Annotated in this window: 14 protein-coding genes; 10 read left to right on the forward strand and 4 right to left on the reverse strand. The window is 41.8% G+C overall.

What is annotated here, in order from left to right; translation table 11 throughout:
- Positions 1-44 precede the first annotated feature (44 nt).
- On the reverse strand, positions 45-725 hold the full coding sequence (locus CSV70_RS02325; RefSeq protein ID WP_099628523.1) for an MOSC domain-containing protein: 681 nt from the start codon (positions 723-725) through the stop codon (positions 45-47).
- A 53-nt stretch (positions 726-778) separates the two neighbouring features.
- Positions 779-1,111 (reverse strand): DUF5658 family protein, encoded by a 333-nt coding sequence (locus tag CSV70_RS02330; protein ID WP_085132168.1) that lies wholly within the window; start codon positions 1,109-1,111, stop codon positions 779-781.
- Between the two features lie 155 nt (positions 1,112-1,266).
- Here CSV70_RS02330 and CSV70_RS02335 point away from each other — a divergent pair, with 155 nt between their 5' ends.
- The 6 genes from CSV70_RS02335 to CSV70_RS02360 all read left to right on the forward strand — a co-directional run bounded on the left by CSV70_RS02335 (position 1,267) and on the right by CSV70_RS02360 (position 6,229).
- Positions 1,267-1,719: a MarR family winged helix-turn-helix transcriptional regulator gene (locus CSV70_RS02335; RefSeq protein ID WP_085132167.1), complete on the forward strand. Its 453-nt coding sequence runs from the start codon at positions 1,267-1,269 to the stop codon at positions 1,717-1,719.
- On the forward strand, positions 1,716-3,350 hold the full coding sequence (locus CSV70_RS02340; protein ID WP_099628467.1) for an MDR family MFS transporter: 1,635 nt from the start codon (positions 1,716-1,718) through the stop codon (positions 3,348-3,350). Before CSV70_RS02335 ends, CSV70_RS02340 begins: the two co-directional genes overlap by 4 nt.
- 177 nt (positions 3,351-3,527) lie before the next feature.
- Entirely contained in the window at positions 3,528-3,890 is a 363-nt protein-coding gene (locus tag CSV70_RS02345) for a GntR family transcriptional regulator (protein ID WP_099628524.1), read from the forward strand.
- Positions 3,890-4,795, forward strand: coding sequence for an ATP-binding cassette domain-containing protein (locus CSV70_RS02350; RefSeq protein ID WP_233191747.1), 906 nt, complete (start codon positions 3,890-3,892; stop codon positions 4,793-4,795). Before CSV70_RS02345 ends, CSV70_RS02350 begins: the two co-directional genes overlap by 1 nt.
- On the forward strand, positions 4,770-5,522 hold the full coding sequence (locus CSV70_RS02355; RefSeq protein WP_099628469.1) for a hypothetical protein: 753 nt from the start codon (positions 4,770-4,772) through the stop codon (positions 5,520-5,522). Before CSV70_RS02350 ends, CSV70_RS02355 begins: the two co-directional genes overlap by 26 nt.
- 86 nt (positions 5,523-5,608) lie before the next feature.
- Entirely contained in the window at positions 5,609-6,229 is a 621-nt protein-coding gene (locus tag CSV70_RS02360; RefSeq protein ID WP_099628470.1) for a hypothetical protein, read from the forward strand.
- Positions 6,230-6,288: 59 nt separating this feature from the next.
- Here the strand turns inward: CSV70_RS02360 and CSV70_RS02365 are convergent, their stop codons facing one another.
- Complete coding sequence (locus CSV70_RS02365) at positions 6,289-7,140, reverse strand: dimethylarginine dimethylaminohydrolase family protein (protein ID WP_369822330.1); 852 nt, start codon at positions 7,138-7,140, stop codon at positions 6,289-6,291.
- Between the two features lie 150 nt (positions 7,141-7,290).
- Here CSV70_RS02365 and CSV70_RS02370 point away from each other — a divergent pair, with 150 nt between their 5' ends.
- On the forward strand, positions 7,291-8,211 hold the full coding sequence (locus CSV70_RS02370) for an NADP-dependent oxidoreductase (RefSeq protein ID WP_099628472.1): 921 nt from the start codon (positions 7,291-7,293) through the stop codon (positions 8,209-8,211).
- 173 nt (positions 8,212-8,384) lie between these two features.
- Entirely contained in the window at positions 8,385-9,833 is a 1,449-nt protein-coding gene (gene nhaC, locus CSV70_RS02375) for a Na+/H+ antiporter NhaC (RefSeq protein WP_085132163.1), read from the forward strand.
- A 39-nt stretch (positions 9,834-9,872) separates the two neighbouring features.
- On the opposite strand, the gene CSV70_RS02380 is transcribed toward nhaC, so the two are convergent.
- Positions 9,873-11,123, reverse strand: coding sequence for an HTH domain-containing protein (locus tag CSV70_RS02380; RefSeq protein WP_099628473.1), 1,251 nt, complete (start codon positions 11,121-11,123; stop codon positions 9,873-9,875).
- Positions 11,124-11,211: 88 nt separating this feature from the next.
- On the opposite strand from CSV70_RS02380, the gene CSV70_RS02385 reads away from it, so the two are divergent.
- Both CSV70_RS02385 and CSV70_RS02390 read left to right on the forward strand, forming a co-directional pair.
- Complete coding sequence (locus CSV70_RS02385; protein ID WP_099628474.1) at positions 11,212-12,324, forward strand: mandelate racemase/muconate lactonizing enzyme family protein; 1,113 nt, start codon at positions 11,212-11,214, stop codon at positions 12,322-12,324.
- Positions 12,321-12,977, forward strand: coding sequence for a GNAT family N-acetyltransferase (locus CSV70_RS02390; RefSeq protein WP_099628475.1), 657 nt, complete (start codon positions 12,321-12,323; stop codon positions 12,975-12,977). Before CSV70_RS02385 ends, CSV70_RS02390 begins: the two co-directional genes overlap by 4 nt.
- The last annotated feature ends 132 nt before the right edge of the window (positions 12,978-13,109 follow it).

Below are 13,109 nucleotides of genomic sequence, written 5' to 3' on the forward strand. Positions count from 1 at the left end.
AACTGACGGACGATATGTAACTATCGTAGTGTCAGTTCTTTTATTTAGATATTCTCGAGCTTCTCTAGCCGTTTCATCAGCATGTCTTGCCACTCTTTAGCCAGTGCATCGACTTCTAAAATTCGCTTCAATCCTTCCACATCTTTAGGGCGCTGAAAATACACTTCATTTGCATAGAGGATGGAAACTTCGTTTGGATCTTGTTGAAGCAAAGTAATTGCAGAATCTGAACGAACAATTCCTTCTTTCACGACACGGCATAAATAGCCTGTGAATCCAGTGTTGACCATCTCTTTCATCAGATTAGGCAAGCCAGTACGCTTACTAATTGTGCTGCAAGGAACCCGACCTTGCGTTACTTGAATAATGGCTTCACCTACCTGAAAAATGTCTCCGATGCATATGTCTTCCTCTAGCATCCCGTCCACTGTGAGGTTTTCTCCGAAAGTAGAAGAGGGCAATATGCAGGAGAACTCTTTTTCCCAGAAAGTGTAATGCTCCCCCGGATAGATACAGACTGCGCGATCAGGTCCACCATGATGTTTCGTATCAGCAATCCCATCACCTTGAAAACCTTCTTTAGAAAGATAGACTTCCGCAGATGTTTGTTTACATATAGCGCTGACAAATTCTTTTCCACTCATTGTCTGCAAAGTACGTGGCAACCCGATTGCCAACGTTCGTAATGTTGGAGAAATGTTCAATAAGTTCCCTTCTTTCCACATATTCATATATACAGTATACAATACATACGGTTTGCAGGAAGGATACTATCATTTCAAAACGCCACTACAATTAACCAAAAAATATGAATGAACAACACAGCAATATAAAGAAATAAGGCAGTCGTCAAGGTAATGCGCACGACGACTCCCGACGATCGAATGGTTAGCAGATATAAAAGCAGTAGCGGCAAACCTAATTTGACGGCATAAAACAAAAAAATGCTTGTTTCATACATAAATGCGACAAACAGATTAGCTTCCTCTATGTGGCCGGTTCGCAAACCGTAATCAGTGAATAGGGCGTCTAATAAACAAAGGCAAGCTAATAGAAAGCCCACATTCAATAATCTGTTTTGTTGAATAGGAAAATCCTTTACTGTATTCATCTTATTCACTCCTAACATACAGTGTAAGTAGATAGGATGTGTATAAGATGATCTATTTATTCATTTAAATCATTATTTGACAACATATTTTTTGAGCATTATACTTTAACCATTAAAGTATTCGGCGATTAAATTATATATTGGAGGTATGGCCAGTGGCAGATGAAAAAGAGTTGTTTTCCCGTTTCGAGGAATTGTTTTGGCAAGTGACACGGAATATGGGGCAGATCTGGAAGAAGATTTTTGACGAGCATTTTCCTGGTTCGCAGTCACACTTGGTCTTTACTTTGGAACGCCGTGGCACGATGCGTATGTCTGAACTGGCAAGTGCCCTGAATCTAACGGCAGGAGCGGTAACAAGTGCCTCTGACAAATTGATCGAACACGGTTATGTAGAAAGATTTCGTGATGAGAAAGATCGTCGCGTTGTCTATCTGAAAATAACAGACAAAGGCAGAGAGACTATGTCGGAATTACGGACGCAAGGTCGACAAACGATGAAGACCGTATTTGCGCATTTAACGGAAGAAGAGCTACAGCAATTCATTGATACGTTCGAAGAAGCATCCAGTGTCATCACTACGATTAGAGAGGAAAACAATATATGAACGATTTGAATGATAAACAGAAAGTAACCATCATGATTGCGATTATGACGGCAATGTTTTTCTCTGCGATCAATCAAACGATTATCGGTGTTGCGATGCCACGAATCATTGCGACACTTGGCGGTTTGGACTATTATACATGGGTGATAACGATTTACTTACTGACGATGGCGGTAGCTACTATATTGGTAGGGAAACTGTCTGATATTTATGGACGAAAACCGTTTCTGCTTGGCGGTATCGGGATCTTCGTAATAGGCGCATTTTTATCTGGTCTATCCGCTGATATTTTCCAACTAATCGTGTACCGTGGGATTACGGGAGTTGGTGCGGGTATGATCATGTCTACCGCGTTTACTGCGGTCGGTGATTTATATTTACCACGTGAAAGGGCAAAGTGGACCGGTTTAATGAGTGGTATTTTTGGCATTTCAAGTGTCTTAGGCCCATTGATGGGTGGGTATATTGTAGATAATCTTGACTGGCACTGGGTATTCTGGGTGTTCTTGCCGCTTGGAATTATTGCGTTTGCAATGATCTTCAAGCTATTCCCAAAAGTTCCGCGTCGTGAAGGGGAATCTATCGATTACTTTGGCTCATTCTTCCTAACGGTCACGATTGTTGCTTTGTTAATGTCATTCAGTTTAGCGGGGGAAGGAGCAGGGAAATTTGCTTGGTCTTCCTGGCAGATTCTCAGTTTATTCGCATTGACTGTGGTGGCATTGATTGCCTTCATAATTACAGAGACAAAAGTGAAGACACCTGTACTTCCATTGTCATTGTTTAAAAATGATATCGTAACGATTTCGAATCTCGCTGGATTCCTTCTTGGAATGGGCATGATGGGTGTCATGATTTATACACCATTCTTCATTCAAGGAGTAAAAGGGATTTCACCAAGCGGTTCAGGGCTCATTATGATGCCGATGTCGATTTTCATGGTATTTGCTACCACCTTTGCGGGAGCCTATATGACCAAGGCTGGTAAATATAAAGGACTGGCGATTATCGGCTTAAGCGTTACGACAGTGGGGATCTTTTTACTGTCGACGATCACGATTACTACGCCAGTGTATGTGATGATTGTGTATCTATGTATTATTGGCATTGGACTTGGAGCAAGTATGCCCGTTTTCTCATTAACGGTACAAAACGCTGTCAGCTTACGACAGCTCGGCGTCGCATCCGCGTCTTCCCAACTGTTCCGTTCACTCGGCAATACGATGGGTATCGGGATTTTAGGAGCTATCATGAGTTCACGAATGGCCTCCGGGATAAAAGAGATGCTCGCTGAAGAAGGCAGTGTGGTCGATACGTCAAAAATACCGCCTGAACAAGCGCAGCAACTAGGGCAGTTAATGAATCCGGAAATTTTGATGAATCAACCAAAACTAGAAGCAATTCAAAATGGTTTGCCGGTAGAATTGCAAAGTGTGGCGGCAGACATGATCGCTTCGGTCAAGGATGTATTCAGTGATGCATTGACAACAACGTTCTTTGCCGGTGCAGGCATTATGATAGTAGCAGTCATTGTCACGATCTTCCTACGCGCGATTCCATTAGTTTCTTCCAAGGATGCAACGCCGCTGACTTCTAAAAAAGAAGGAGAAACTTTGCATACATTACAGTAATAACATATGTATGGTTAGTAGGTGTTTTAGCTAATTGATCCTTTTATACTTTCAGATGCAAGGCCTAGCGCTTTGCATCATTTTTGTGTTCATTTGCAAAATACTTCAAAAACAAGTATAGTACATTACAACAGTAATGCACTGGGTAGCCTGAAGGTGGTGAAGTTCTTGCTTGAGATGGATGGAGAGAAGCCGATTTATATACAAATTGCAGAATGGTTAGAGACAGAAATTATTGATGGTACGTTACAAGCGGATGATAAAGTGTACTCGCAGTATCAGTTGGCGGAGCTATTCAATATCAATCCTGCGACTGCAGGAAAGGGGCTGAGCATCTTGCTAGATGCGGAACTTATCTATAAAAAACGAGGGCTCGGTACATTTGTCTCTGCGGATGCACGCGATAAACTGTTGACGAAACGTAAAGACGGCACATTGCGACGACTGGTACAGGAGTTGCTTAATGAAGCTGCATTGCTTGGTTTGAAAGATGAACAGCTTATCGAATTGATTCAAGCAGAGCGAAAGGAGAGGTCATGATGCAGACAATTACTTTGGAAAACGTAACGAAAAGCTATCGATCCATTACCGTATTGGATCAATTAAATTTAGAGATTCGTGAAAATGTGATTACAGGTGTAGTGGGGCGTAATGGGGTAGGGAAAACGACGCTCATGAAGATGATTGCGGGTTTCATCAAAGAGTCAGGCGGAGAATTGCGCGTGTTCGGCGAACGTCCCTTCAATAGCCTTTCTGTTTCTGCGAATATGATTTTTGTTGATGACATGATGGGCTTTCCGGATGCGTTGACGCTAGAGGATTTATTGGAAGAGTTTAATCGCTTCTACGAAAATTGGGACGGTGAACTGGCTGGGTGCCTACTCGAATACTTTAGACTGCCATTGACTTTGAACCATCGCGTACTGTCTAAAGGAAAACGCAGTACATTTAATGCGATTGTCGGAATCGCGGCACGTTGTCCATTGACGATGTTCGATGAACCGATTACCGGAATGGATGCCGGAGCGCGCAGAGACTTCTATCGCGCGCTCCTGAAAGATTATCTGGCGCATCCACGAACCATTCTTTTATCGAGTCACCACATGGAAGAGATGGAGGACTTGCTGGAGGATATCTTATTGATAGAAGGAAAAGAGATTGCATTTCATGGTTCGATAACCAAACTGCAAGAGAAATTTATTTCATTAAAAGGTAAAGAAAGCGTATTGAAACAGTACGCGAATCAATATGCTGTTATTCATCGATCCTCTGCAGGTCCGTTGACAGAGTGGATTGTTGATAATGAACATACAAAAGCGGAACGGACTGAACTAAAGCAGGCGGGAATACGCGTGTCAGCCGTTTCGGCAAGTGAGGCTTATCTTGCAATGACGGGTCAGACGAGAGGAGGGGTAGATGATGTTTTCGACGCAATGGAGCGTTAATGAGCTCGCAAAACGACAGTTTTTATTCAAACTGAATGCCAACGGTACATTATTTACGATGTTGATTATACTGCAAATTATAGCAACTATATTTATAAGCGGAGCATTTACATCTACCTCCACGAATGATTGGGGAGAGCCGATCTCCTTCAACTTCACTTCCATATCGAATGATGGGCAGGTAGGGCTGACACTATTCTGGGCATTCATAGTCGGCTTCCTGTTGACATCTTCTGCACAGCGGAATGAATCCTTTTCATTCGTAACGAACCGTTTGACGTTTCAACTGGCCAATTTCTACTTCTTCTGTACTGCTGCATTACTCGGTGGTGTGACGACTGTTTTACTTGGTTCAGTTATGAAAATTATCGCGATGTTCAGAGATAATATGATTATTGAAACGACTGGATTATTATCTTCACCAGTGGATTTCTTTTCACGTATTTTTGTTATGACGGCTTATACACTGTTACTCATGCTGATCGGTTATACGTTAGGCTCTTTAATTCAACTAAGCAAACTGTTTATCGCACTGTTTGGAGTGATCTGGTATGCATTCACGCGGAGTACATTTGCCGTGTCGGATAATCAAGATAGTGGATTATTGTACTTCTTTTATGGAGAAACGTCGATTCTATTATTCACGTTAAAGATAGTAGGAACAATTGTTGTTCTGCTTGCTATCAGCTTCTTTGTCACAAATCGTTTGGAGGTGAGGAATCCTTGATGTTTCTTACTATACTCGTACCCGTAGTTCTGCTTCTTGGGTTGTTGACAATTATTATGGTGACAAGGAATATGGGGAGAATGCGGATGAAAAAATCATTTCATTGGAAGCTGATTACTGGATACCTCGTATTGCTGATGATCGGACTTGTTGTAGCAGAAACGATGGAACGGCAAGTGGAGGGCGTAAATCCTCCTGAAGTAGTGGCGAATGAAGTTGGATTTGATCTATACAATGCGATAGTAGAAGAATTACCAATTCCTGAAAACTTGGTCTTGGCTAAACGATCGCATGAAGTGGAAGGGAAATTCTCCATCCCTTCTTTCACGGGTGCGTATATTTTGATAAAGCGCACATCTGACGCTAGTCGGACAATCGAAGAAACAGTCTATTCCCCTGAACTGATGCTGATGTTTAATGAGGATGACAGTATATATTACGACTTATCTGATCAACTCAACATTAAACTGCCTGTTTGGGATAGCAATTCCATGTCTGTTCCTACACAACCAGAAAATCATTTGGAGTATACGTTTTACCACGACTCAAACATATTGAATCAGTTTACAGGAGAAAAAACACATGGGAATTCCTCGGGTACCGTGTCGGGTGTCATGACAATTCACTTGTCGATTCCTGAATCAATTGAGCTCGATATACCTGAGCTGAATGATGAGCAAAACTACTATATAGATGTACTCGAATAAAAAAACTGAAGCATAATCACCACACTAACTAGTGTGGTGATTGACTTCAGTCTTTCTCTTTAACCGCGTTCTACAGGCATCGAGCAACATCTGAACGAACCGCCTGATTTAATGATTTCAGAAAAGTCGACCTCAATGACTTTAAAACCGTGTGCACGTAAGTCTTTATTCACTTTTTCATTTTGAGGCAAGCTGAATAATTTATTGTTGCCTATTGAAAGTACATTCGTACCAAGTGAGAACTGTTCATCCTCGGCTACTTCAATAAGCTCATAGGAAGCAGCAAACAGATCGATTGTTTGCTGATCAAAAGCGGCAGGGAAGTAGAGTGCTTTCTTGGATGACAGAAGATTGAATACGCAATCCAAATGTAAGTAGCGCCCATCGAACGGAATTCGCTTAATGTTATGATCAGGCAATTTTTCTTCGAGTTTACTGACCGCTTCCACGGATGTACGGCTGCTGATACCGATATAGATCGTATCACGGTCGACGATAATGTCGCCACCTTCCATTCGATCGGTGGCGGACTGATAGGGAATATCTTGCGCAACCAGCCATTCTTTGAGTGTGATTTCTTCACCTTTTCGAATATTTGCAGCTAAGTCGGCAATGAATACATCATTGCCGATCGTGAATCCGATATCTCGTGTAAAAACTTGTTCAGGGTATTTTTCAGAAGTAGGGAGCGTGATGACTTCCACTCCATTTTCTTTCAAGAGCTTTTCAAATTCTGCGTGCTGACTCATTGCACGTTGTATATCGATATTTTCATCTTCATACTTTTTCTGTACTTCGTTAATGACTTCATCGATCGCCATAAATTCTGGCGGGCATAAAATGACTCGGCGTAACGTATCGTATTCCGTTATACATTTTATAGAATCAGTTTTTTGTATATTAGCTGTCAATGGCAGCGCGCCTCCCATTTTTGTAAGTACTTTATATTATTCCCGTTTGTGAAGTTTTATAAACGTATTCTACATAGGAGCTGATTTCTTCGAATTAATGGAAGAGAAACGGTAAGATTAACTTAGTATGAAATAGAAGGGGAGGATAATATGAAAGCGATTGTTAAACAGAGTGCAAAAACAAATGACATTGCTTTATTGGAAGTCCCTGTTCCGGAAATAAATAATGATGAGCTTCTGATTGAAGTTCGGGCAATAGGTGTAGGAATACATGATGAATACTTTCTGCCACAGAATATTTCTTATCCGTACACAATTGGAATCGAAGCCGCCGGAGTGGTACAAGAAGTAGGAAGTTCTGTTTCGTCCTATGAAAAAGGCGACCGGATTGCGTTTATCAGCATGCTGCAGCCAAAAGGCGGAACGTGGGCAGAATACGTAGCGGTCCATAAAGATTCTCTCGGCTTCCGTATCCCTGAAAATATGACGTTTGAGCAAGCAGCGGCTATTCCGGTAGCTGGCAATACGGCATTAAAAGCAATTGAGCCACTGCCACTTCGGTCTGGGAATTCTATATTCATTGCTGGTGCGTCCGGTGCGATTGGTACATTTTTGATTCAATTAGCAAAAGAAAAGGGATATGTAGTGGCAAGTTCAGCTTCGAAAAGGAATCATCAGTATATGAAGGAGCTGGGTGCCGACTTTACAGTAGATTATCGCGATGCAAATTGGCAACAGCAGATTACTGACTGGATGCCTGGAGGCGTGGACGCAGCCATTGCAGTACAGTCAAAAACGACGACAGACAGTATGAAGGTAGTGAAAGACGGTGGACATGTCACCAGTATTTCGGGTGATCAAGTACCTTCTGAGCGCGGAGTGTCAGTAGAAATAGTATCGCATCAATTGGATATACGTAATGAACTGAGCCGAATGGTGAAGCACATTGCAGATAATGATATGAAACTGGTCATAGAGGAAGTCTATCCTTTTGCTGAAGGGTTTGAAGCTTTAAAAAAGACACAGACGAGACATGCCAGGGGGAAATTAGTATTATCGATGAATAAGTGAGACAAATATTTACAAGACAGTCGCCAAGTGCGGCTGTCTTTTTATGTGCAAAAAGCATGTTTCGAAAACGCTTACAAAATTTGCATTGACAAGCAATTCAGGAAACGCTTACTATAAGTTAAACGACAGTATAGCGACAGTTTAGAATTATCTGGAGATTGGTGGGGGAAATCATGGAAACACAGAGACAGAAAAAGGATATAAGTTTTTGGTGGGCGATCCTGCCACTAGTATTAATGATTATGGTTATGATTGTAACGGTGGTAAAACTAGAGCAAGGTCCGCATATGCCGTTAATAGTAGGTACTTCCATTGCAGCTCTTGTCGCTTGGCGTCATGGTTTCTCTTGGAAAGAGATCGAAGAAATGATGTACAAGGGAATTCGCTTAGCACTTCCTGCAGTAATCATTATTATGCTCGTTGGATTAGTGATTGGCTCATGGATGGGCGGTGGAATTGTCGCTACGATGATATTTTATGGATTGAAAATCATTACACCATCTTGGTTCCTTGTTGCGATTGCGTTAATTTGTGCTATCGTTTCCTTAGCGATCGGTAGTTCATGGTCCACAATGGCAACAATCGGTGTAGCAGGTATGGGTATCGGCTTAAGTATGGGAATTCCTGCTGGTATGGTAGCGGGGGCTGTAATTTCTGGCGCGTACTTTGGAGATAAGATGTCACCACTATCGGACACAACCAACTTAGCCGCAGGTCTTACAGGAACGGATTTGTTCGATCATATTAAACATATGTTGTATACGACGATTCCTGGATTAGTTATAGCTTTGGCTGTGTTTACATTCTTGGGAAGAAAATTTGGATCGGGTGAAGCTGAATTGACGTCGATTGCAAAAACGTCCCAAGTCATGCAAGAGAACTTCGTTATATCGCCCTGGCTATTGCTAGTTCCATTGGTAGTCATCGTAATGGTCGCAATGAAGATTCCTGCAGTACCGGCATTGATTATTGGAATTGTTTTAGGTTTTTTAGCGCAAGTAACTATTCAATCGGGGACTTTTGCAGATGCGCTCGGTGCTCTGCAAAGTGGTTTCGCAATCGAGACAGGCAACCAGCTAGTTGATAAACTATTTAATGGCGGTGGCTTAGATAGTATGATGTATACCGTCTCTATGACTATTGTGGCCATGACCTTCGGTGGTATTCTTGAGTATTCAGGTATGTTACGGGCAATTATGATGCAATTGCTGAAAGTGGTAAAGTCGACGTCTACATTAATTATTTCAACGATTGGTGCATGTGTCATGACCAATGCCACTTGTTCTGAACAATACGTTTCGATTGTTGTACCTTCCAGAATGTTTAGTAAGACATATAAAGATATGGGATTGAGCTCGAAGAACCTGTCGCGTGCACTGGAAGACGGTGGGACACTTACATCCGTATTTATTCCTTGGAATACTTGTGGTGTGTTTATATTTGGTACGCTCGGTGTCAGTGTAGTAGAATACGGCCCATACGCTATATTGAATTTCGCTGTACCTCTGATTTCGATTATCTATGCTTTAACCGGTTTTTCTATTGTCAAAATGACATCTGAAGAAATTGTGGAAATGAATGAGCAAGAAGCGAAGTTGGAACTTGAGGCGCAACTTGAATAATTAAAAAAGCAAAGCCGAGTTATTAACGGCTTTGCTTTTTTAATAAATCGTAAGCTTCATTTTGTACAATGCGCGTGGTCTTCCTTGGCTGTAAGTCATTTCTTCGCCAACCGTATAGATGAATTGTTGTTCCATTAGCTTTTTAATTGTCCGTTCAGCAGTTCTTCTGGAGACGGCTAAATACCCTGCCAAGTCATTAGCGGTGAATGGGGTAGATTGTCTGAATTCATCAAACTGCGTTAGCTTGGAAATGACTGCAGGGCTCAATGTAGTCTTTTCACTGATCGTAAGCAAATCTGGGTTGTCCAACTTCATGGCAACTGACGGCTTTGTTGCAGGCAAAGGACCGTGTAGGTTCTTATGTTCATCTAGCATAAAGACTCCTTTGTTAACCGCTTGTTTGCAGAGTTGCAGTGCACTGATCGCATTGTCACTTGCTTCTACCGTTGTTAGTCCTAATCCAAAAGACAACGTGGATGCAGGTTGAAGCGATTCACAGAATTGGACGAAGGCTTTTAACGCGAAAATAAATTCGATGGTGCCTAGGGTAGTGTAGAAAAAGAAGCTGTCCTCTTTTTCTATCCATTGCGCCTGCAAGTAGTTAGCCAGTTTTTCTATGGCGTCCTGAGGAAGTTTCTTAGGTTGATGAACTTGTAGTACTCCAACAGCGACCTTAGTTGCTTCGCTTCTTGCAAAATCTGCTTGTTGGACTGCATGTTCTAGTGCACGTAAAATATTGCTTGCAGGATCGAGCATTCGAAATGATGGGATGCCTGCCGCTTGTAATTGATCGTATACGGCATGCACACTAGTTACTGCCATTTTTGACTTTCCGCTTGTAACATGCTCAATATGAAAATTCACAACCGCTTGTAAATCACTGTTGGATTGCAGTTCATGTATAGCAGGCTTTTGTATGGAAGAGAAAGGATCGATATCTTGTAGGATCTGTTCGATATGTTTTCGTTCTTTTATATCTATAGAAATATCATGAATTGCCATATTTTTTTCTGAAGCAAGGTATAATAAAGTGACAGCGATTGTATGTTCATTTTGTTGGATATAAAATGCTGGAATTGAGATGGTCTGAAGAACTTGTTTGGACGCCTCGTAAGGCAAGGAGCCAGAGAACAAAATGGCGTGACAAGGTTTCATTGTCTGTAGTAGATAAGGAGCATCAGACGGCCTGTCGTATCGATAGTAATCAATTCGTATAGTATGGGGCAACATAATACTCTCTGCTTGCCGACAAAATTCTTGTGAGCCGATCAATGCAATGGTAACCTTCATAATGGGACCCCCTCTTTTAATTAACGACTATTTAACGACAATCATACAATACAGATGAAATGCTGCCAATAGGAAAGGAAGAGAAATAATGAAAATAACTGAAATTGAAGTGTTTGCGATTAGATTACCGCTCTATGAACCATTTGTGATCAGCTATGCATCGTATAGTGATATGCCATCTATCATTGTAAAAATGACGACAGATACTGGGCATGTTGGGTACGGTGAAGCAGTAGCGGACGATCATGTAACAGGGGAAAGTTGGGAAGGTACATTTGCTGTACTCCGCCATACACTTGCTCCTATTTTACTTGGTGAAAATCCAAGTCGCTTTGGGAAAATTCATGAAGTGATGGATCAGGCAATCTATGGTGTGCCTACAGCAAAAGCGGCGCTTGACATGGCGTGCTTTGACGCAGTAGGCAAGGCGTACGGTATCCCCGCTTATGATTTACTAGGTGGACGTTATCATGAGAAGTTTCCGATTACACATGTGTTAAGTATCGCTTCACCTGAACATATGGCACAAGAGGCTGCCGAACGTGTAGCATTGGGCTATAGTTCATTAAAGATGAAAGTCGGTACCAATGCAGTGGAAGACGTCAAGCGAATTCAAGCAGTGCGCGAGCGCGTAGGGAAAGAAATCGCAATCCGTGTGGATGTCAATCAAGGCTGGGTTAACAGCTCTACGACATTACAAGCAATGAAGCAATTGGAAAGCTGTGATCTGGATTGGCTCGAGCAACCAGTAATAGCGGATGATATCGATGCAATGGTAGAAATCAAATCGAAAATCGCGACACCTTTAATGGTAGATGAAGGATTGCGTGGAGTGCGCGAAATGCGTGAAATTATCGCAAAGCGTGCAGCAGATAAAGTGAATATCAAACTCATGAAATGTGGGGGTATGTATCCTGCAATGAAGCTTGCACATATGGCTGAGATGGCGGGTATGGAATGTCAGGTTGGATCGATGGTGGAGTCGTCTATTGGATCTGCAGCGGGCTTCCATGTAGCTTTCTCACAAAAAGCGATGACAAGTGTAGAATTGACTGGGCCGTTGAAATTCAGTAAAGACGTCGGCAATCTGCACTATGATGTACCGTTTATTGAACTCAATGAAAAACCTGGATTGGGTATCGATGTAGATGAGCAAGCTCTAGAAGAATTGACAGTGCGTAAAGAAAAGGTGTCATTATGACGTTGCAAGCATCACTTTCACTTCTAACTGAAGATCAGTTGCCAGAAGTTGTAGCTTTACAAGAACGGGTCATTGCTGTTCTCGAGCAACCGGAATTCCTGCAATCATTAACGAATGAAGAGTTTGTGTATATCTTACGCGGCAATGGCATAATGGCGGGAGCTTTCGTAGAAGGTCGTCTCGTCGCTTTCCGTGCCATGTTGGATCCTGGTGAAGACGATGAGCATTTAGGAAGCGATGTGGGAATATCACAAAACGAATTATCCAATGTGCTGTACTCGGAGATTTCAGCTGTGGATCCAGACTTTAGGGGAAACGGATTACAGACGACATTGGGTAAATGGCTGATGGAACATGTAAAGAAAGATCGCTATCGCTATATTTGTACAACTGTTGCACCTTTTAATATCCCGAGCTTGAAAGATAAATTTGCACTGGGTTTACGAATTAAAGGACTCAAAGTTAAATATGGCCATAAACTTCGTTATATTTTATTCAAGGATCTTCAAGAGCCTTTCTGTGAAAAGACTTCGCAACAAAAATCTCTTCTAATGGAGAATACTGAAGAGCAACAAAAATTGCTGGAAGAAGGTTGGATTGGGGAATATATTGAGAGACAAGACGACCATTGGTATGTAATATACGTGAAATAATAGATTTGTAACATGTAAGACTATGCCGTAAAGCGTAGTCTTTTTTTCATTCGCCGGATGATTTTCAAGTGCCCAACAGATGTAGAATGCAAACTCTATGGTAAAATTAAGGAACTACAAATTGAAAGGTTG

Origin of the sequence: Sporosarcina sp. P25 (assembly GCF_002743235.1) — a bacterium.
GTDB classification, from domain to species: domain Bacteria; phylum Bacillota; class Bacilli; order Bacillales_A; family Planococcaceae; genus Sporosarcina; species Sporosarcina ureae_B.

Bases quoted from the DNA above. Each gene is read 5' to 3' on its own strand.
- CSV70_RS02370 (WP_099628472.1), top strand. From the start codon at position 7,291: ATGAAAGCGATTGTTAAACAGAGTGCAAAAACAAATGACATTGCTTTA.
- CSV70_RS02350 (WP_233191747.1), top strand. From the start codon at position 3,890: ATGCAGACAATTACTTTGGAAAACGTAACGAAAAGCTATCGATCCATT.
- CSV70_RS02380 (WP_099628473.1), bottom strand. From the start codon at position 11,123: ATGAAGGTTACCATTGCATTGATCGGCTCACAAGAATTTTGTCGGCAA.
- CSV70_RS02340 (WP_099628467.1), top strand. From the start codon at position 1,716: ATGAACGATTTGAATGATAAACAGAAAGTAACCATCATGATTGCGATT.
- CSV70_RS02360 (WP_099628470.1), top strand. From the start codon at position 5,609: ATGAAAAAATCATTTCATTGGAAGCTGATTACTGGATACCTCGTATTG.
- CSV70_RS02345 (WP_099628524.1), top strand. From the start codon at position 3,528: ATGGATGGAGAGAAGCCGATTTATATACAAATTGCAGAATGGTTAGAG.
- CSV70_RS02385 (WP_099628474.1), top strand. From the start codon at position 11,212: ATGAAAATAACTGAAATTGAAGTGTTTGCGATTAGATTACCGCTCTAT.
- CSV70_RS02355 (WP_099628469.1), top strand. From the start codon at position 4,770: ATGTTTTCGACGCAATGGAGCGTTAATGAGCTCGCAAAACGACAGTTT.
- CSV70_RS02325 (WP_099628523.1), bottom strand. From the start codon at position 725: ATGTGGAAAGAAGGGAACTTATTGAACATTTCTCCAACATTACGAACG.
- CSV70_RS02390 (WP_099628475.1), top strand. From the start codon at position 12,321: ATGACGTTGCAAGCATCACTTTCACTTCTAACTGAAGATCAGTTGCCA.
- CSV70_RS02330 (WP_085132168.1), bottom strand. From the start codon at position 1,111: ATGAATACAGTAAAGGATTTTCCTATTCAACAAAACAGATTATTGAAT.
- nhaC (WP_085132163.1), top strand. From the start codon at position 8,385: ATGGAAACACAGAGACAGAAAAAGGATATAAGTTTTTGGTGGGCGATC.